Below are 18440 nucleotides of genomic sequence, written 5' to 3' on the forward strand. Positions count from 1 at the left end.
CCTCAGTCCGCAATGGCGGGCGCGGATGCATCCCGCAGGGCCGCACCGAGCAGGGAGGGCCGCTGATGCTGCCAGGTCTGGAACTGATGGGCTGCACGGGGCTCGCCGTGCCCGCAGAGGTGATGCATCACGTGGTGCGCGTGGAGTCCTCCTACAACCCCTATGCGATCGGCGTCGTGGGTGGCCGCCTCGCCAGGCAGCCGCGCAGCCTCGGCGAGGCGGTCTCGACGGTTCGCATGCTGGAGCAGGGCGGCTACAACTATTCGCTCGGCCTGGCGCAGGTCAACAAACACAATCTGGCCGCATACGGATTGCAGAACCACGAGCAGGCGTTCGATATCTGCCCGAACCTGCGCGCCGGCTCACGGATTCTGGCCGAGTGCTACGGCCGCGCCGGCCGTGACTGGGGCAAGGCGTTCAGCTGCTACTACTCCGGCAATTTCGTCACCGGCTTCCGACACGGTTATGTGCAGAAGGTGTTCGCCTCATGGAGCGCAGTCGGTGCCGCGCAACCGGGCAGCGCGGTTGCTTCTGCGATCCCCGTGATCCCTCGCGCGGCCCCGGGCAGCGTAGCGGCGGTCGCGATCGACGCGGGTGCGTCGGTCGTCGCACGCCGAATTCAGGAGGCGAACAGTCAGCGCGGTGCCGCTCCGCTGACTGCAGCGCCCGCCCCCGAGGGTGACGTCACCGACAGCGGCGCGGGTCACGCTGCAATCGCTTCGGCGCGACCGGGGACAGCCGCGCCCTCTGACAACGCGGAGGGGCCCGTTCGCGTGCAGCTGGTATCGGCTGCGCCGCGGGCTGCGCGATCGACAGCGCCTGCTCAGCCGGCCCAGCTTCGGCGAACCGAAGCCGATTCCCAGCCGGCAGCGTCGCAGCGGGATGCGGCATTCGTGTTCTGACCAGGGCCACCGCGACGCCGGGTGTTCCGTCCACAGTTTTCCATCCACCACGAGGGGCAAGGTAATGAAGACCACAATTCGCCGTCACCGCACCGCTGTCATCACCGCCGCGGCCACCGTTCTCGCTGCGGCGCCGATGTGGGCGCTGGCGCAGGACGGGACGGGCGCAACCGGCCGGGTGCAGACCTTCTTCACCAACATCAACGCGCTGCTCAACGTCGCCTCGATCGCGGTGGTCACCATCGCCATCATCTTTGCCGGCTATCAGATCGCCTTCAACCACAAGCGCATCAGCGACGTCGCGCCTGTGCTGATCGGCGGATTCCTCATCGGCGCCGCCGCGCAGATCGCCAAGATGCTGCTGCCGGAGGACGTCACGTCCACGGCCGCGCTCGTCGGCCAGGCGTTGCAGCACTGTGCGTAAGAACGTCCTCTTCAGGGGGTGCACACGCCCGGCGATGTTCCTGGGCGTGCCGTACATGCCGTTCGCGATCGCGGCCGGCGCGTGCCTCCTGCTGACGTTCTACATCAACATGTTCTTCCTGGCCCTGCTGCCGGTGGTCATCATGGTCATGCGACAGATGGCGCGTCGCGACGAAATGATCTTCCGTCTGCTCGGGCTGCGCTGGATGTTCCGGGCCAAGGTGCGGAACATCCGGCATCACAACGGCATGTGGGTGTTCACGCCCAACGCCTATCGCGACCGCATCCACGACGGCGCGAGGGAGTCCTGATCCATGCTGGCGCCCGATATCTCGATTACCGAGTTCATTCCGCTTTCGGCCCATGTGTCGCCGAACGTGATCAAGACGACGGGCGGTGACTACCTGCTGACCTGGCGGCTCGACGGCCTGCCGTTCGTCGGCCGGGAGGAATGGGAGCTCGAGCACCGGCACGGCACCTTCAACAGGATGCTGCAGACGTTGCGCGCACCGGACTTCGTCAACGTCGCGTTCTGGGTGCACGACATCCGGCGCCGCGGCCGGGTCAGCATGGGGGGGCATCAGCGCCAGCCTTTCAATCAGGATCTCTCGGACGCCTACCTGGCCGCCTTGTCCGCGCAGAAGATCATGCAGAACGAGCTGTACCTGACGATGCTCTACCGCCCGATCGTCAGCGGCAAGAAATTCGTCGAGAAGTCAACCAACCTCACGCGTCTGCAGGCCGAGCAGGACCAGGCGGTCGCCAAGCTTCTCGAGCTCGTGGGTAACGCGGAGGCGGTGCTCAAGGATTACGCGCCTGCGCGGCTCGGGATGTACGAGGCCGAGAACGGTGTGGTGTTCTCCGAAACGCTGGAGTTCTTCGCCTATCTGCTCAACCGGATCCAGGAACCGGTGCCGGTCCTCAGGGCGCCGATCTGCGACTACCTGCCGGTGAGCCGGCATACCTTCTCGGCCCGGACGGGTGATTTCGTGGTCACCACGCCCGGTGGCAGCAACGAGTTCGGCGCCATTCTCAACATCAAGGAGTTCACCGACGCCACGTGGCCCGGCATCCTCAACAATCTCAAGTATCTCGATTTCGAGTACGTCATCACCCACTCGTTCAGCCCGATGGGGCGACAGGACGCACTCAAGGTGCTGGACCGCACCAAGGGCATGATGATTTCGTCGGGCGACAAGGCGGTGAGCCAGATCGCGGAGCTCGATGGCGCGATGGACCAGGTCGCGTCCGGCAACTTCGTGCTGGGCGAGTACCACTTCATCATGGCGCTATACGCGGCCGACCAGCAGACGCTCGCCCACAACATCTCGGCGACGCGGGCCGAGCTGTCCAACGCCGGCTTCATCTCGGTCAAGGAGGATCTGGCGGTCTGCGCCTCGTTCTACTCGCAGCTCCCCGGCAACTGGAAGTTCCGTACGCGTCTGGCCAATATCAGCTCGCTGAATTTCCTCGGTCTGTCGCCCCTGCACAACTTCGCCACCGGCAAGCGCGACAACAATCCCTGGGGCGACGCGGTCACGGTATTGCAGACGACGAACGGGCAGCCGTACTACTTCAATTTCCACGCCACCCATCCGGCGGAGAATTCACTCGGCGAGAAGGCCATCGCCAACACGATGGTCATCGGCAAGTCCGGCACCGGCAAGACCGCGCTGATCAACTTCCTGCTGAGTCAGGTCCAGAAGTTCGATCCGGTGCCCACGATCTTCTTCTTCGACAAGGACCGCGGAGCGGAGATCTTCGTGCGCGCCTGCGGCGGGGCCTATCTGGCGCTCGAGAACGGAGAGCCGACCGGTTTCAACCCGTTCCAGTGCGAGGCCACGGACGCGAACGTGCAATTCCTGGCGGGGCTGATCAAGGTCCTCGCGGGCAAGAGCCACTACTCGGCGCGCGAGGACGAGGACATCTTCCGCGCCGTGGAGAACATCCTCGACATGCCCCTGCCGCTTCGCAGCATGAGCAATTTCCAGAAGAGCCTTCCCAACATGGGCGACGACGGTCTGTATGCGCGTCTGCGCAAGTGGACCGCCGGCAATGCGCTGGGCTGGGTGTTCGACAATCCGGCCGACATCATCGATCTGGAGCGCGCGAGCATCATCGGGTTCGACTACACCGAAGTGCTGGACAATCCCGAGGTGCGGGTCCCGGTCATCAACTATCTGCTGCATCGTCTCGAAGGACTGATCGACGGGCGGCGCCTGATCTATGTGATGGACGAGTTCTGGAAGATTCTCGACGGCGGCGGCGCCTTGAAGGACTTCGCGAAGAACAAGCAGAAAACCATCCGCAAGCAGAACGGCCTGGGGATCTTCGCCACTCAGAGCCCGGAGGATGCGCTCTCGAGCGATATCTCCGCAGCGCTGATCGAGCAGACCGCGACCCTGATCCTGCTGCCCAATCCGAACGCGGCGCGCGACGACTACATCGAAGGCCTCAAGCTTACCGAGGCCGAATTCGAGGTCGTGCGCAGCCTGGACGAGCGTTCGCGCGCGTTCCTCGTCAAGCAGGGCCATGCATCGGCGGTCTGCCAGCTCAACCTGCGCGGTATGGACGACGTGCTCGCAGTGATCTCGTCCAGTACCGACAACATCGAGGTGATGCACCGCGTCGTCGACGCGGAGGCTGCCCGACAGGGCGTCGACCGGTCGGACCTCGCGCCGCCCGATTGGTTGCCCGCATTCTACGAGCAGCGCAAAGGCTCCGGCCGCGCACCCGCCGCCCGCACGTCCGGCGGGCGCCGGAGCGTCACCGCATGATCGTTCGCCTCTTCCAACAACCGGAGGGATGTTCCATGAGCACCACCACGCCCCGTCCCGGCGCGCCCGCGCGTCTTGCCCAGGATTTCGAACGCACGTTCGGCATCAGTGCCCGCTGGCCGCGTATCGGGCGTCGCGTCTCGCTCGGCCTCGCGATCGCCGCGATACTGGCCACGGGGGCCGCCGCGGCGGCCTGGCAGGTCAACGACCAGAGGGCGGTCAGTGAGCTCCAGCGGATCCGCCAGGGCGTTGGCGGAGGAACCAGTGCGAACGCGGTGGGCGAGTTGCAGAGCCTGAACTCGAAGCTCCAGCTGGACATCCGCTCTGGCGGCGAGACGGCTGACGTGCTCGAGGCGCCGACAGGTGACGGCCGCCTCGACAGCGCCCCCACCGCATCGATGGCCCGGATCGAGACTCTCTGCCCGACCGGCCCCTCCACCACGCTGGGCGAACAGCAACGCCTGCTCTGTCAGGAGCTCGTCCGTACCGAGCTGGCGCAGTACGCCTTCTCGATGAAGATGTTCGAGCGCGCCGCCGAACATCATCGCAAGTTGCAGGAGATCGAGCAGCGCAGGCGCGGGTTGGGCGAGAAGGACTACGGAGACCTGCAGTACAACACCAACGAATTGCTGGCGCTGACCGCGCTCATGGACAACGAGCGGGATCGCTACCAGACCTACATGCGGGCCTACGAGGCACGCATCGCGCACATCAAGCACGCTCAGGTCGCCCTGACCAGGAACGCGTTCAAGGGTGGGGGCGGACTAACCCTGCCCGTGTCCCTCTAAGTGATCACGGAGTAGAGAAAATGGACGGCTTGGCTGGGTTCGTGCAATGGGCGTTCTTCTCGCTCGTCTTCGAATTTGTGAACAACCAGATCGAAGGATTCCAGTCAGGCCTGTTGCAGCGCGGGACCAAGTGGGTCAGCGGGATGGCGTTCACCCTCTGCACGCTGTGGGTCTTCATGCAGGGCTTCATGATCGTGACCGGTCGCAGCCGGGAATCGATGATCGGCCTCGTGGTGGGCTCGCTCCGGGTCTTTCTGATCGTCACTGCGGCGACCGCGATGTCGTTCGCGGGAACGGATCTCACGAAGTTTCTCGGCGATGGCCTCCCGGCCGAGGTCAACAAAGTGGTCACCGGAACGGACGACGACCCCGCCAAATCGATCGATCGCAACCTCAAGGTCATGGGCCTGATCTTTGCACTGATCGACCGTATCGACACCGGGCCAAGCGATCCGGTCAATGGCCAGAGCCAATCGCGAAGCATCACACTGATGGGGATCGGCATCGCCGGCCCTTCGGTCATCGGTGGTGCGATGCTCCTGCTCTATAAGATCGCGCTCGTCCTGTTCGTCGGGTTCGGCCCTTTGTTCATCCTGTGCCTCGTCTTCGATCAGACGAAGGACCTGTTCAAGCGATGGCTGTTGTACGGGGTAGGAACTATGTTCAGTCTTGCGGTGCTTTCGTTCATGGTGTCGGTCGCGACGAAGCTCGTCGCCATCACGTCGGCAGCGCTGCTTCTCCAGTATCAGGTCGCCTCGAACATGGGGATCGATGGTGGAGGTCTGAATGCGGCTGCGATGCAGCAGGGAGGTATCGGGCTGCTGATGTCGGTATTGATGGTCATGGCCCCTCCGATGGCAGCGATGTTCTTCAATGGCACGCTTGGTCAGTTCGCAGCGAACTCCAGCTTTGGTAGTGTCGGACGTAACAGCTCGGGCCAGGTTTCCGATTTTGAACAGAAAACAGTGCCTCGAGTAAGGCAGGATAATATCGAGACTAAATAATGAATGATAAGTGCTTGGGATTTGAAGCGGGCTGGTTTTTGTTTTCGGCGGTGGGGGCCCTCGCGGTGATGCTTGGAGGTCTCTCATTCAGTGCTTTTGCCCAGCAACCAGGGTCTAACCAATACAATACGGTTTTTCTTCCTGCACATAGCGCCGGGGATACAATCCGAGAAAATCTCGAAAGTCGGTGGGGCGCCTACGCTCTTAGTAGTCCGGATCCGAGTACGGGTATTAGTGTTACCGGATTCGTAGCGGCTCGCGCTTCTCTCGAGGAGGCGAAAAACGCTGCTATAACTCATTGTACCGAGCGCGGAGGTACGGATTGTGCGGTGCCGGAGGGTTATGTGTTCCGAGACACTTGCGCTGTGGCAACCACTGGGCCAGGGCGAGGCAACTTCGTTCAGGACTCCAATCTCCGCAGAGCTCGTCGCTACGGTCTTCGTTCGTGCGGTAAAGGTTGCAGAGTACTCTGGGAGGCCTGCTCGTTGCCGTCGCGCGGTGACTAATTAATGTGTGGTGCGAATTAGTTAACGAAAATTGCCCTCTGTCTCCACAGCACGAGGATGAGGAAGGGCGGAGATATATAGATGGGCAGAGGAAGATAAGTTGGTGGCCTACGCGGATTGCGCGGCGCGAATCCAGACTATATATTGAAAGCGCTTTGGTCAGCGCGCTTGCTCCGTCAAGAACTAGGTGATGTTTATCAAGACTTTGCCCGAGTCCTTCTTGGCGGATTCGAGAGAGCGGGAGTTGGTCACCCGAGCAATGCTCTCAGCTTCATAACGTAAGCAGGCCCATGGACCAGTGGATCGATAGCCGACGCGCCCAGCTTGTCGCCATCCAGGCGCACGGTAGCTTCAATGTCGACCCATCTGACGTCGAGTCGGAGTTGGCCGGTGCCCACCCGGATATCGATGCCGCCGTGGACCGTCATGCCCCATGAATTGCCGAGGGCGAGCCGACTGCCGGACAGTGCGCCGCGGGTATCCTCGCTGGAGAATGCGGTGTAATTGACGCCCACTCCAAGCGTCTGCCGTCCCAGGGCCTTGGAGATACAACGCCAAATCGACCGAAGAGGTGGGGCGCGTTTGCCGGAAGCGAATCAGATGGTGCTTCGGGGGTAGGCCTAGACAAGCGCAGTCGAGCGTCTGCGGAAAGAGCCGCGATGGCGCAGTGCAGGAATGCCGGTGGAATGAACTGTGAAGTTTTCTTCGTATTTCTCAACCAATGTGGTGCGGTCGCGTCCACAGCTACAAACAGCACTTGGGCGCGAGGCCCAACTCTTTCTGATGTTCGAGATCAGGCGATGAGCGGATGCAAATCCCGCGAATGCTCAATTATTTTCGAACATTGTCTGTAGTCCGACCTGTTCTTAGCGGGCAACGAACTCCTGTCCCGCAGGATCAGGTCTGGTCTCGAAGACCGCACAACGCAGCACGACCCTATGATTCAATCAGCGGGCTGACGCCCATTGAATATCGCAAATAACACGCCCGGAGTTCTACTTCTCAAGTGTGCGCTTGACGGGGAACTTCTGCAGTAGCTCGGCGGGCCGCAGCAAGATCAGAACTTCACGACGTAGGCAGCCCCGTACACCAGCGGATCGATTTCAACCGTGCCCAGCTTGGCGCCGTCGAGGCGTGCCGTACTGTCGATGTCGATCCAGCGGGCGTCGATCCGCAGCTTCCCCTTTCCGGCACGGATGTCGAGTCCGGCGTGGGCCGCGAGGCCCCAGGAATTGCCCAGTGCGAGGCGGCTGCCGGCCAGCGCGCCCCGGGTGTCCTCGTCGAAGAACGCGGTGTAGTTGACCCCGACGCCGAGCATGGGGGAGACGGGAGCCTGGGGCGCGAAGTGGTACTGCATGCTCACGGTGGGAGGCAGGTGTTTGGTGCTGCCCACGCGGCCGAGGCCGGTGATGTCGACGTCGTGATGAAACGGCGTGGCAGCGAGAACCTCGATGCCAAGGCCGTCACGCACGAAGTACTCCAGCGCGAACGTCGGGCGTGTGCTGCTGCCCAGCGTCACCGGCAACGTGCCGTTGGCGAGCCGCCCGTTGTTCGACTTTGGGTCGACCTGGTGGGCACCGAGGGCGAACGTCCAGTCGCCGGCCGACTGGGCGGCGGCGGGGCAGACGGGCAGGGCGCAGGCGAATGCGGCAAGGGCGAGAGTGAGGGGGCGCATCTGGGTCGTCCGGTTGGCAGGAATGGCGCCAGTGTCCCGGTGTGCGGCTGCAGGCGCGTTGATCCGGATCATTGCGTACACCTGTCCGACGTGGGTCCGGGTGGCTGCGGGACGGCTGGTAGACTGTGCAGCGCCGACCCGGCTGGCGCAGGTGCGCCGCGCGGGGGCGCTCTTCCCATCTACGCCGCGCATGCGGCCGCAGGAGTCCGGATTCATGGCGATCAAGGTAGGCATCAACGGCTTCGGCCGCATCGGCCGTAATGTGTTGCGTTCGGCGGTGGAGAACTTCGACGGCGACATCGAGATCGTCGCGATCAACGATCTGCTCGAGCCCGACTATCTGGCGTACATGCTGTCCTACGATTCCGTACACGGCCGCTTCAAGGGCGAGGTCTCGGTCGAAGGCAGTACGCTGGTCGTCAATGGCAGGAAGATCCGGCTCACCCAGGAACGGGATCCGGCCAATCTGAAGTGGGACGAAGTGGGCGCCGATGTCGTCATCGAGTCGACGGGCCTGTTCCTGACCAAGGACACCGCGCAGAAGCACATCGATGCGGGTGCGAAGAAGGTGATCCTCTCGGCGCCGTCGAAGGACGACACGCCGATGTTCGTCTTCGGCGTCAACGACAAGAGCTACGCCGGCGAGGCGATCATCTCCAACGCCTCGTGCACCACCAACTGCCTGGCCCCGATCGCCAAGGTCATGCACGACAAGTGGGGCATCAAGCGCGGCCTGATGACCACGGTGCATGCGGCCACAGCCACGCAGAAGACCGTCGACAGCCCCAGCAACAAGGACTGGCGCGGCGGCCGTGGCATCCTCGAGAACATCATCCCGTCGTCGACCGGTGCGGCCAAGGCCGTAGGCGTAGTGATTCCCGAGCTCAACAAGAAGCTGACCGGCATGGCGTTCCGCGTGCCGACCTCCGACGTGTCGGTGGTCGATCTGACCATCGAACTCGATTCGCCCGCGAGCTACGAGGAAATCTGCGCCGAGATGAAGGCGCAGAGCGAGGGTGCCCTGAAGGGTGTGCTGGGTTACACCGAGGACAAGGTGGTGGCCACCGATTTCCGCGGCGAGACCTGCACGTCGGTGTTCGACGCCGAAGCCGGCATCGCGCTGGATTCCACGTTCGTCAAGCTGGTGAGCTGGTACGACAACGAGTGGGGCTACTCCAACAAGTGTCTGGAGATGGTGCGGGTCGTCGCGTCCAGGTAAGCCGTGCCTGTGCACGCCTCGCCTCGAAGCCCCGCCTTGCGCGGGGCTTCGTGCTAAGGCTTGCGGCTGAGAGGTGCGACAGGATCACAGCATTCGTCCCCGCGGCCCGGCTGTCGGACGGCATGACGAAACGTATCGTCGGGCAGATCGCGGCGCACTCGGCACTTAGCCGGGATGAATGACTGATGGGGCGCTATGGGCCTCACGCGAGGCCCGCTTCGATCTCCGGCGGTGCCGGTCACTGCAGCGGGTCACGCGAGAAAGTCGCTGCGTCTCGTCGGTTTTCACGGCTCGTCCACTTTGGTGAGGACGACCACGAGCAGAGGCCACGCCTGCGATGTACCTGGTCGTGACAGAGCGACCCCGCCGGACCCGCTATGCGGGACGAGTGGGTTCAGCTCCTGCGGCGGATGTCTGGAAATGGTGTGCCTCGGTTCCTGCCGACACACGGGGTGCCAGAGTCATCCATCGCCTTGCCCCCTTTGAAATGAGGCGTCCTGGCTCACGTCAATGACGTCCTTGCCAAGAGGACAGCGTGCGCGAAGACATCGCGTAGCGAGCGAGCGAACAGAGCAGGAAGTAACACGCGCCCGCGAGAATGAACCACCAAGGCTGGACCCAGGGGCTCTTCGGCGGCAGGCGGTCACCACTCAACAAGATGTGCGGGAGCGCAAGGTACTGCATTGCGTCATTCGTGAACTCGCCGCGTGACACGGAGGCGGAGAAGTCCTTGGCGATCATGAAGATGGTCAAGAAGATCGTGAAATGGATCGCGAGCCTGAGCCCTTCAATGGTCCACGTGCTGTCGCGCCGGGCAGTGGTGTAAATCAGAGCTTTGCTGACCACCATCGCTAGCATCGGGACCAATAGCAACGCACTCGGCATCGCCTGCAGCGCCTTGATCCCCATCAAACCGATGAAGTACATCGCGCAGCAGAGGAGTGCGACCGCTTTGAGCTTGTCGGTCAAAGGACGCTCCATGTGGAGCATGAACAGGCCGGACAACGCCAGTAATGCAGGTAATTCCAGCGCGATGAGCACCATGGCGGCGAATACGCTCTCCGCGCCGAACGTCAGCGGCGCTTGCCAGATCATGATCAGGAAGGCCGCGGTGACGGCATCCGGGAAGGCGGCGAGGAGTCGATGGGCCGCAGCGCTCCGGACGATCTGCATGTCGCGCTGTTCGCGTTGAGGGCTCGCACGTGATTAGACCATGCGTGAGCGCCCGCAGGCCTATGCGCCGTGCTGTCGAATCGATGCGAGCCGGGGTCCAAGAGGACCCTGCGGCTAAATTCCCAAGCGAAGGATAGTGAGCCGCGGGGCGGCATCGTCGCTGGCAAGCAACACCGTTGGGGGCCATCCGCGATACCCAGGCCGCCCGCTTGTGCGGAGCTCCTTGTTTTCGCGCGCGGCCCGGCTAAGGTGCACGCAGCGCGCCGGGGTGGCGTGGACAGGCCTTGACCGTGGAAGAGCTGTTCGTGCTGATCGGACTGGCGCTGCTGACCGTGCCGGTTCTGCTGATCGTGTGCCTGGTCATGGTGTTCGGGCTGCGTCGACGGGTCCGCGAGCTCGAAGCGGCGACGGCGGACCTGCAGGTTGCGCAGCGGAACGCATCGGCTTCATGGCAGGCCACGCCTGCGCAGACGCGAGAACAGACGCCGGGCGTGCCGGCGGTCGAACCGGTCGGCTCGACGCCGCCGCCGGCCGCGCCGTATGAAGCGCCGGCACGTGCGACGCCTGCGGCAGATGGGCTCCGGCCAGCAGTGCCGCCCCCCTTGCCGCCGGCACCATCGCGCGAGGCATGGCGCGACGCGGACGCGGACGCGGTCGCGGTCGCCCCGGCCGGGCGCGATGCCGCGTCGCCCGCGCACGGCGCCTCCGATCCGGATGCAGTGCAGCGCGGCCTGCGCCTGATCGGCAGCTGGTTCACCTCGGGCAACCTGCCGGTCAAGATCGGCATGCTGGTGCTGTTCGCGGGCGTCGCCGCGCTGCTCAAGCACGCCAGCGACGAGGGCTGGCTGGCGGTACCGGTCGCGTTGCGGCTCGCCGGCGTGGCCGCTGCCGCGATCGGCGGCCTCCTGTTCGCGTGGCGCCGGCGCGACAGCCATCGCACGTTCGCGCTCAGCCTCCAGGGCGGGATGATCGGCGTGCTGCTGCTGGTGGTGTTCGCGGCCTATCGCGAGTTCGAGTTGCTCGAGGCCGTGCCGGCCTTTTCCGCGAGCGTGGCTCTGGTGGCCGGCGCGGGCGTGCTGGCCGTGCTGCAGAACGCACGCGCGCTGGCGGTGTTCGCGGTGCTCGCGGGTTTCCTGGCGCCCATCTGGCTCTCCACGGGCAGCGGAAATCACGTTGCGCTGTTCGCCTACTACGCAGTGCTCAACCTGGCGATCCTGTCGGTCGCGTGGTTCCGGCAGTGGCGTGTGCTGAACCTGCTGGGCTTCGTTTTCACGTTCGGCATCGGAACGCTCTGGGGCGTGCTGGCCTACGACCCGGTGCATTACCGCAGCACCCAGCCGTTCCTGGTTCTGTTCTTCGTCATCTATCTCCTGATTCCGTGGCTGGATGCACGTCGCCGTGCGGCCGCCCCAGGCGCGCTCGACGGAACCCTGGTCTTCGGCACGCCACTGGTGGCGTTCTCGCTGCAGGCGGGACTGATGCCCGGAGAACCCTTGGCGCTGGCGCTGGCGCTGTGCGCGCTGGGTGTATCGGCGCTGTATGCGGCCCTCGCGTGGGCGCGGCTGCGGATGGCCCCCGTTGCGCTGCTCGGCCGGTCCTACGCGCTGCTGGCGGTGGGGTTTGCGACTCTCGCGGTGCCGCTGGCGCTGACTGCCCAGGCCACGGCCTGCGTGTTTGCCCTGGAAGGCGTGGCACTGGTCTGGCTCGGCGTGCGCCAGGGGCGGCGGCTGCCGCAATTCATCGGTGCGGGTCTGCAGCTGGCGGCGGTGGTCGCCTTCGTGATCGCGGCCGACGTGCCGGCCCATCGGTTCGGCGGAGTGCGCGTGCATGGCCAGTTCGTTGCGGCGCTGCTGATCGCGTTGTCCGCGCTGGCGAGCGCTGCGGCCTGGCGTGGGGGCTCCCGGCTCGCGCTGGCACGCTGCGCCTACGGCTGGGCGCTGGCCTGGTGGCTGGGCGCATGGCTGTTCGAGTTCGCGATGCGCCTGCCCGAGCGGCTCTTCCCGGATGCGGCGCTGGGACTGCTTGCCGTGACCGGATGGCTGGCGGCGGAAGCGCATCGGCGGCGTCCCGACATCGCGACGGGGCTCACGCCGCTGGCCTTTTTTGCCGTCGCCGCGCCGCTGGCGGGCGTGCAGGCGCTCGCGCACGGCCACCCGTTCGGCGGGCGCGGCGCCATCGCCTGGGCACTGTTCGCGGTCCTGGGCGTGCGCACCCTGGTGTGCCTGCGCGGCGCGGGCGGCTGGCTCGCGTCCACGGCGCAGGGTGTCTGGTGGCTGGTCTGGGCGCTGGTGGGGTCGCTGTTGCTCCGCTACGTCGGCGAGCGCGCCGGACTCGCCGAAGGCTGGCGCCACGCGGCGCTGGTGGCGCCGTGGCTCGCGATTGCGCTCGCGGCGCAGTGGCGCTCGCGGTGGTTGGCGGCGCCGATCGGCGCGGCGTTCGATACGGCGCGCCCGGTTCTTCAGGCGGTGGTGTGCAGCGTGGTCGTCGTGTGGTGGTGCAGCGCCATCGTGCGCGCGGGCGACAGCGCGCCCTTGCCGTGGATCGCGCTGCTGAGTCCGCTGGATGTCGCCCAGGTGGCCGCCCTGCTGGTGTGGGCCGGTTGGCTGGGATCGGGCAGCGCCGGCCCGGTGCTCGGCCGGGTACGGGCGCCGGTGCTGGCGATCGGCGGTTTCGTTCTGCTGACCGTGATCACCTTGCGCGCTGCGCACCACTGGGGCGGCGTGCCGTGGTCGGGCGAGCTGGCGTCCAGCAGCCTCGCCCAGAGCAGTCTGACTGTCGTGTGGAGCGTGCTCGGGGTACTCGGCTGGATCATCGGCTCGCGCCGCGGGCACCGGGTGCTGTGGCTCGCCGGCGCGGTGCTGATGGGTGTGGTGCTGGCGAAGCTGGTGCTGGTCGACCGCGGTCATCTCGGCAATCTCTGGGGCATCGGCGCCTTCATCGCCTATGGCCTGTTGTGCACCGTCGTCGGGTTCTTCGCGCCGGCGCCGCCGAAGGCGCCAGCTGCGGCCGAACAGGTGCCCGCATGATCCGGCGCCGGGCCACGGCCGCCGCGATGGCACTCCTGGTCTCGCCGGCGCTCGCCGACGAATTCGCAGTGGGCTGGCCGCTCGTTCTCTCGGAGCCGGCCGCCGGCGCCCATCGCGTCGAGCTGGACCTCGACGTCTATCGGCATTCGGCATCCGCGTCGCTGGCGGACATCGTGGTCGTCGATGGCGACGGGCGCCCGGTGGCCGCCGCTCTCTGGAGAGACGGGTCCACCCCGCCTGCCGCGGCGGGCATCTGCGAGCTGCCCTGGTTCCCGCTGCCGGCGGCGGCCCCGGGCGTTCGCGACGATATCGCCGCGATCAGCGAGATCGACATGGATGGCCGGGTGCGCCGCGTCCAGTTGCGCCCCGGCAACGCCACTCCAGGCCTCGCGGTCCTGGTGGACGCCAGCGCGGTGGAGCGTCCCGTGCAGGCGCTCCAGCTGCGCTGGCACGACGACCAGCCGGATTTCGAACAGGCGTTCGACGTCTACGGGTCCGACGACCTGCAGCGCTGGGAGCCCGTGCAGGCCGACGCGCGCCTGCTCGCCCTGCAGCAGGGCGGTGCGCGGCTCGACGAGCGCCGCATCGTGTTCGACCGCAGCGCCCGGTGGCGCTATCTGCGGCTGGTGCCCCGGGCGCCGGTCGCCGCCACCCTGCGCATCGCCGGCGTGTCGGCCGAGCTGGTCGCGCCGGCCGCGGCACGTCCCTGGCAGTGGCAGGCGCTCACCCCGAGCGGAACAGACGGTGCGGCGGGCATCTACACCTACGTCCTCGATGCACGGCTTCCTGTGGAGCGGATCGACATCGTGCCGGCCGGTGCCAGCGCCGCACGCTGGAGCGTGGACGTGCGCGATGACGACGAGGCCGAGTGGCGCACGCTGGCGTCCGACCGTCTCGCGTTCCGGGTTGGCGAGGGCGCCGCCGGTGGGCACTCGCCTGCGATCGCACTCGACCGTGCGCTGCGCATGCGCCACTGGCGCCTGCGCACGGCGCCGCCGGGTCCTGCACGCGCGCCGGAGCTGCGTGTGGGCTACGTGCCCGAAACCCTCGTCTTCGTGGCGGAAGGGGATGCGCCCTACGAGCTGCGGGCCGGCAGCGTGCGGGCGCGACGCGCCGACGCGCCGGTTGCCGAGCTGGTGGCCAGCCTGCGTCGCGAGCGCACTCCCACGTGGCAACCCGCGCTCGCGACCACCGGTGAGCGGCGCGTGCTCGCAGGAGACGCCGCGCTCGAGCCGGCGCGCGACTGGACCACCTGGACACTCTGGGGCGTGCTGCTGCTCGGCGTGGGGCTGGTCGGCGGGCTCGCGATCCGACTGCTGCGGACACCCGCCGGCGGGACGTGACCGCTCGGCTCCTGGCGCGCGCGGCGTCTGCGGCCGCGTGGCGGACGCACCGTGTCGAAGGCTGCACCGGTTTCAAGCCGCCGGTGCAGCACGCGGGTTTGCCTCGATCCTCGTGCAGGGACGACAATCGCGGGCGGCCGGTGCCGATGTCGTCCACGGCGTCGGCAGGCCCCGGGTCCGATGGACCGGCGGATGTCGTCCGTCGCACGTGTCAGCGCCGTCCGGCATGCGCGGCGGGTGCGTCCCGTCGGCGGCCGGCGGACCCGCCCACCGGAGGTCGCCCCGCCACTGCAGCAGGCCCCTGATGCCATCGTCGCAGCGCCTCCGGACACCCGCGCCGCGTCTTCCGCGCCCGGAGCGACGCGTATCGCCCGCGCGGCGGATGGCGTGACGTCCAACTCTCATTCTTCGAAGCGAGTGCACTGCCCATGACCATCCTCCGCATGACCGATCTCGACCTCTCCGGCAGGCGCGTGCTGATCCGCCAGGACCTCAACGTGCCGCTCGACGGTGGCCGGATCACCTCCGACCAGCGCATCACCGCCTCGCTGCTCACGCTGAAGTACGCGCTGGAGCAGGGCGCCGCGGTGATGGTGACGTCGCATCTTGGTCGCCCGAAGGAGGGCAGCTGGAGCGAAGCGGATTCGCTCGCGCCGGTCGCGGCCAGGCTGTCCGGCCTGCTCGGCATCGAGGTGCCTCTGGTACGCGACTGGGTCGACGGTGTCGAGGTCGCGCCGGGCCAGCTGGTGCTGCTCGAGAACTGCCGCATGAACGTCGGCGAGAAGGACGACGACGAGGCGCTGTCCAGAAAGTACGCAGCGCTGTGCGACGTGTTCGTCATGGATGCCTTCGGCACCGCGCATCGCGCGCAGGCGTCGACCCACGGCGTGATCCGCTTCGCGAAGACGGCTGCCGGTGGCCCGCTGCTGATGGCCGAGCTCGATGCGCTGGCCCGGGCGCTCGACGCGCCGAAGCGTCCGCTGCTGGCGATCGTCGCCGGCAGCAAGGTCTCGACCAAGCTCGAGCTGCTGTCGTCGCTGGTCGGAAAGGTCGACCAGCTGATCGTCGGTGGCGGGATCGCCAATACCTTCATTGCCGCCGCAGGCCATGGCGTCGGGAAGTCGCTGGTCGAGTCCGACCTGCTGGAGACCGCACGCCGGATCGATGCCGACGCGCGGGCCCGGGGCGCCGAGATCCCGTTGCCCACCGATGTGGTGGTGGCGCCCGCGTTCGCGGCGGATGCGCCGGCCACGGTCAAGGCCGTCGATGCAGTGGGCGCGGACGACATGATTCTCGACATCGGGCCCGATACCGCGCGGCGCTATGCGGGGATGATCGCCGAGGCGGGCACCGTGGTCTGGAACGGGCCGGTCGGCGTGTTCGAGTTCGACGCGTTCGGCGCAGGCACCGAAGCGCTGGCGCGCGCGATCGCGGAGTCCTCGGCGTTCTCGATCGCCGGCGGCGGCGACACCCTGGCGGCAGTCGACAAGTACGGCGTGGCCGACGGGGTGTCCTACATCTCCACCGGCGGCGGCGCTTTCCTCGAGTTCCTCGAGGGCAAGACCCTGCCGGCAGTGGCCGCGCTCGAGGCGCGCGGCGCATAAGCCGCGCGATGGCGACACGCGGGCACGCGGCTGCCCGTGTGTCGACCGGTCACCGGGGTGCTCCGGGCGGAGGGGGCCGCACCCGCGAACGATCGAGTTCCGGCGCGGTCGGCGACACTGCCGGAGGCGCTGCCGAAGACAGGGAGCGGCGGATGGGAACGGCCACCACGGCACGTGGTCGCCCGTAAGCCGGGCGCCGTGGTGCATCGATGGCGGGCCGTTATACGAGCGCACGTGCGGGCAGTCCCACGTCGGAACCCGCGCGTGGCGGTGCGGGCCGGAATCGATGGGCCGCGTGCACATCCGGCACGGACATCCCTTAAGCTCGAACCGTGCGCCGCGCCCGATGCACATCCGATGTGTTGCCTTGCAACATGCCTTTGACTACCGGTGGACACTACACTCGACCGATGACCACGAACGAACTCGCTCCCGTCCCGGCGCATCGCCGACGCACACGTATCCTTGCCACCTTGGGGCCCGCCACCGATCCGCCGGGCGTGCTCGATGCCCTGATCGCCGCCGGCGTCAACGCGGTGCGCCTGAACTTCTCGCACGGTGACCCGTCCTCGCAGAAAGTGCGCGCCGAAGCGGTGCGTGAGGCGGCCGACCGCGCCGGTGTCGAGGTCGGCATCCTTGCCGATCTGCCGGGGCCGAAGATCCGCATCGAGAAATTCGCCGAAGGCCGGGTGCAACTGCGTGCCGGAGCGCGTTTCGACCTGGTGGCCGATCCCGATGCGCCGCCCGGCACCGTCGACGAGGTCGGGGTGAGCTATCTCGGCCTGCCCGGCGATGTCGCGCCCGGCGATGTGCTGTTGCTCGACGACGGCCTGGTCCAGCTGCAGGTGGCGTCGGTCGACGGCGCCCGGATCGCCACCACCGTGCTCAACGACGGCGTGCTGTCCAACCGCAAGGGGCTCAACAAGCAGGGCGGTGGCCTGTCGCTGGGTGCACTGACCGACCACGACCGTGAGCTGATCAAGGTGGCCGCCGAGATCGGTGTCGACTTCATCGCGGTCTCGTTCTGCCGCAATGCGGCCGACATGGAGGAAGCGCGCTCGATCGCGCGCGCCCACGGCAGCGATGCCGCACTGGTCTCGAAAATCGAACGCACCGAAGCGATCGACAACCTGGCCGAGATCATCGACGCGAGCGACGTGGTCATGGTCGCGCGTGGCGACCTGGGCGTGGAGATCGGCGATGCCGAGCTGCCGGGCCTGCAGAAGAAGATCATCCGCGAGTCGCTGGCCCGCAACAAGGTGGTGATCACCGCCACCCAGATGCTGCAGTCGATGGTCGAAAGCCCGATGCCGACGCGCGCCGAGGTGCTGGACGTCGCCAACTCGGTCATCGACGGCACCGACGCGGTGATGCTGTCGGCCGAGACCGCGGCCGGTACCTACCCGGTGCGCGCGGTGGAGGCGATGGCGCGCATCTGCGTGGGCGCCGAACGTCAGTTCGCGCACGACACGGACTTCGAGAAGGCCCAGCGCAATCTCGAGCGCGCCGACCATGCCATCGCGATGGCGGCGATGTTCCTGTCCGAGCATGTCGGTGTCGGCGCGATCGTCGCGATGACCGAATCCGGCGGCACCGCGCGCTATCTGTCGCGGTTCCGCGGCGGCGCGCACGTCTACGCGTTCTCGCGCCATGCCGATGCGCGCCGGCGCATGTCGCTGATGCGCGACGTGTTCCCGTTCGACTACGACAGCCGTGGCCAGACGCCGCGCGAAGCCGCCCGCGGCAGCATCCGCCTGCTGGTCGAGGCCGGCCTGCTGGGCGCGGGCGAGCGCGTCGTGTTCACCAGCGGCGAGCACATGGAGACGCACGGCGCGACCAACACGCTGCGCCTGTTGCGCGTCGGCGAGGACGGCCGCGCCGAGGGGCTGGGCGAACTCTGAGCGCGGCCGCGACCGGCGCACGAGGCGTCGGTCGCACCGGGCCGGGCGGGCAGGGGCGCTATAATCGCGCTCCTTTCCCCGTGCCCGAGCCATCGCCCC

Annotated in this window: 16 protein-coding genes; 13 read left to right on the forward strand and 3 right to left on the reverse strand. The window is 66.9% G+C overall.

What is annotated here, in order from left to right:
* Positions 1 to 65: 65 nt before the first annotated feature.
* From H0E82_RS16995 to H0E82_RS17055, 7 genes are all read left to right on the forward strand, one after another.
* Positions 66 to 902, forward strand: coding sequence for a lytic transglycosylase domain-containing protein (locus H0E82_RS16995; protein WP_425600321.1), 837 nt, complete (start codon positions 66 to 68; stop codon positions 900 to 902).
* A 64-nt stretch (positions 903 to 966) separates the two neighbouring features.
* Positions 967 to 1326 carry a TrbC/VirB2 family protein gene (locus H0E82_RS06525; protein WP_180544634.1) on the forward strand — a complete coding sequence of 120 codons (360 nt, stop codon included), beginning with the start codon at positions 967 to 969 and terminating at the stop codon, positions 1324 to 1326.
* Positions 1319 to 1636, forward strand: coding sequence for a VirB3 family type IV secretion system protein (locus H0E82_RS06530; RefSeq protein WP_180544635.1), 318 nt, complete (start codon positions 1319 to 1321; stop codon positions 1634 to 1636). The genes H0E82_RS06525 and H0E82_RS06530 overlap by 8 nt, the downstream gene beginning before the upstream one ends.
* A gap of 3 nt (positions 1637 to 1639) precedes the next feature.
* Entirely contained in the window at positions 1640 to 4102 is a 2463-nt protein-coding gene (locus H0E82_RS06535; RefSeq protein WP_180544636.1) for a VirB4 family type IV secretion/conjugal transfer ATPase, read from the forward strand.
* Positions 4103 to 4137: 35 nt separating this feature from the next.
* Positions 4138 to 4890, forward strand: a complete 753-nt coding sequence (locus H0E82_RS06540) for a hypothetical protein (RefSeq protein WP_180544637.1) — start codon at positions 4138 to 4140, stop codon at positions 4888 to 4890.
* 20 nt (positions 4891 to 4910) lie between these two features.
* On the forward strand, positions 4911 to 5894 hold the full coding sequence (locus H0E82_RS06545) for a TrbL/VirB6 family protein (protein ID WP_180544638.1): 984 nt from the start codon (positions 4911 to 4913) through the stop codon (positions 5892 to 5894).
* 68 nt (positions 5895 to 5962) lie between these two features.
* On the forward strand, positions 5963 to 6400 hold the full coding sequence (locus H0E82_RS17055) for a DUF4189 domain-containing protein (protein WP_425600326.1): 438 nt from the start codon (positions 5963 to 5965) through the stop codon (positions 6398 to 6400).
* Positions 6401 to 6648: 248 nt separating this feature from the next.
* Here H0E82_RS17055 and H0E82_RS06555 read toward each other — a convergent pair whose 3' ends face one another.
* Positions 6649 to 6915 (reverse strand): OmpW family outer membrane protein, encoded by a 267-nt coding sequence (locus tag H0E82_RS06555; protein WP_180544640.1) that lies wholly within the window; start codon positions 6913 to 6915, stop codon positions 6649 to 6651.
* A gap of 9 nt (positions 6916 to 6924) precedes the next feature.
* On the opposite strand from H0E82_RS06555, the gene H0E82_RS17060 reads away from it, so the two are divergent.
* Positions 6925 to 7254: a DUF4189 domain-containing protein gene (locus tag H0E82_RS17060; protein ID WP_219338449.1), complete on the forward strand. Its 330-nt coding sequence runs from the start codon at positions 6925 to 6927 to the stop codon at positions 7252 to 7254.
* A gap of 203 nt (positions 7255 to 7457) precedes the next feature.
* On the opposite strand, the gene H0E82_RS06565 is transcribed toward H0E82_RS17060, so the two are convergent.
* Positions 7458 to 8075: an OmpW/AlkL family protein gene (locus H0E82_RS06565; protein WP_180544641.1), complete on the reverse strand. Its 618-nt coding sequence runs from the start codon at positions 8073 to 8075 to the stop codon at positions 7458 to 7460.
* Between the two features lie 214 nt (positions 8076 to 8289).
* Here H0E82_RS06565 and gap point away from each other — a divergent pair, with 214 nt between their 5' ends.
* Entirely contained in the window at positions 8290 to 9294 is a 1005-nt protein-coding gene (gene gap / locus H0E82_RS06570; RefSeq protein ID WP_180544642.1) for a type I glyceraldehyde-3-phosphate dehydrogenase, read from the forward strand.
* Between the two features lie 507 nt (positions 9295 to 9801).
* Here gap and H0E82_RS06575 read toward each other — a convergent pair.
* Entirely contained in the window at positions 9802 to 10467 is a 666-nt protein-coding gene (locus tag H0E82_RS06575; RefSeq protein ID WP_180544643.1) for a hypothetical protein, read from the reverse strand.
* Between the two features lie 290 nt (positions 10468 to 10757).
* Here H0E82_RS06575 and H0E82_RS06580 point away from each other — a divergent pair, with 290 nt between their 5' ends.
* The 4 genes from H0E82_RS06580 to pyk all read left to right on the forward strand — a co-directional run bounded on the left by H0E82_RS06580 (position 10758) and on the right by pyk (position 18341).
* Positions 10758 to 13493: a DUF2339 domain-containing protein gene (locus tag H0E82_RS06580; protein WP_180544644.1), complete on the forward strand. Its 2736-nt coding sequence runs from the start codon at positions 10758 to 10760 to the stop codon at positions 13491 to 13493.
* On the forward strand, positions 13490 to 14836 hold the full coding sequence (locus H0E82_RS06585) for a DUF3999 family protein (RefSeq protein ID WP_180544645.1): 1347 nt from the start codon (positions 13490 to 13492) through the stop codon (positions 14834 to 14836). Before H0E82_RS06580 ends, H0E82_RS06585 begins: the two co-directional genes overlap by 4 nt.
* 428 nt (positions 14837 to 15264) lie before the next feature.
* Positions 15265 to 16440 (forward strand): phosphoglycerate kinase, encoded by a 1176-nt coding sequence (locus tag H0E82_RS06590; RefSeq protein WP_180544646.1) that lies wholly within the window; start codon positions 15265 to 15267, stop codon positions 16438 to 16440.
* A 410-nt stretch (positions 16441 to 16850) separates the two neighbouring features.
* On the forward strand, positions 16851 to 18341 hold the full coding sequence (gene pyk / locus H0E82_RS06595) for a pyruvate kinase (protein WP_180544647.1): 1491 nt from the start codon (positions 16851 to 16853) through the stop codon (positions 18339 to 18341).
* Positions 18342 to 18440 lie beyond the last annotated feature (99 nt).

It is taken from the genome of Luteimonas deserti, from assembly GCF_013425765.1.
GTDB lineage: Bacteria > Pseudomonadota > Gammaproteobacteria > Xanthomonadales > Xanthomonadaceae > Luteimonas > Luteimonas deserti.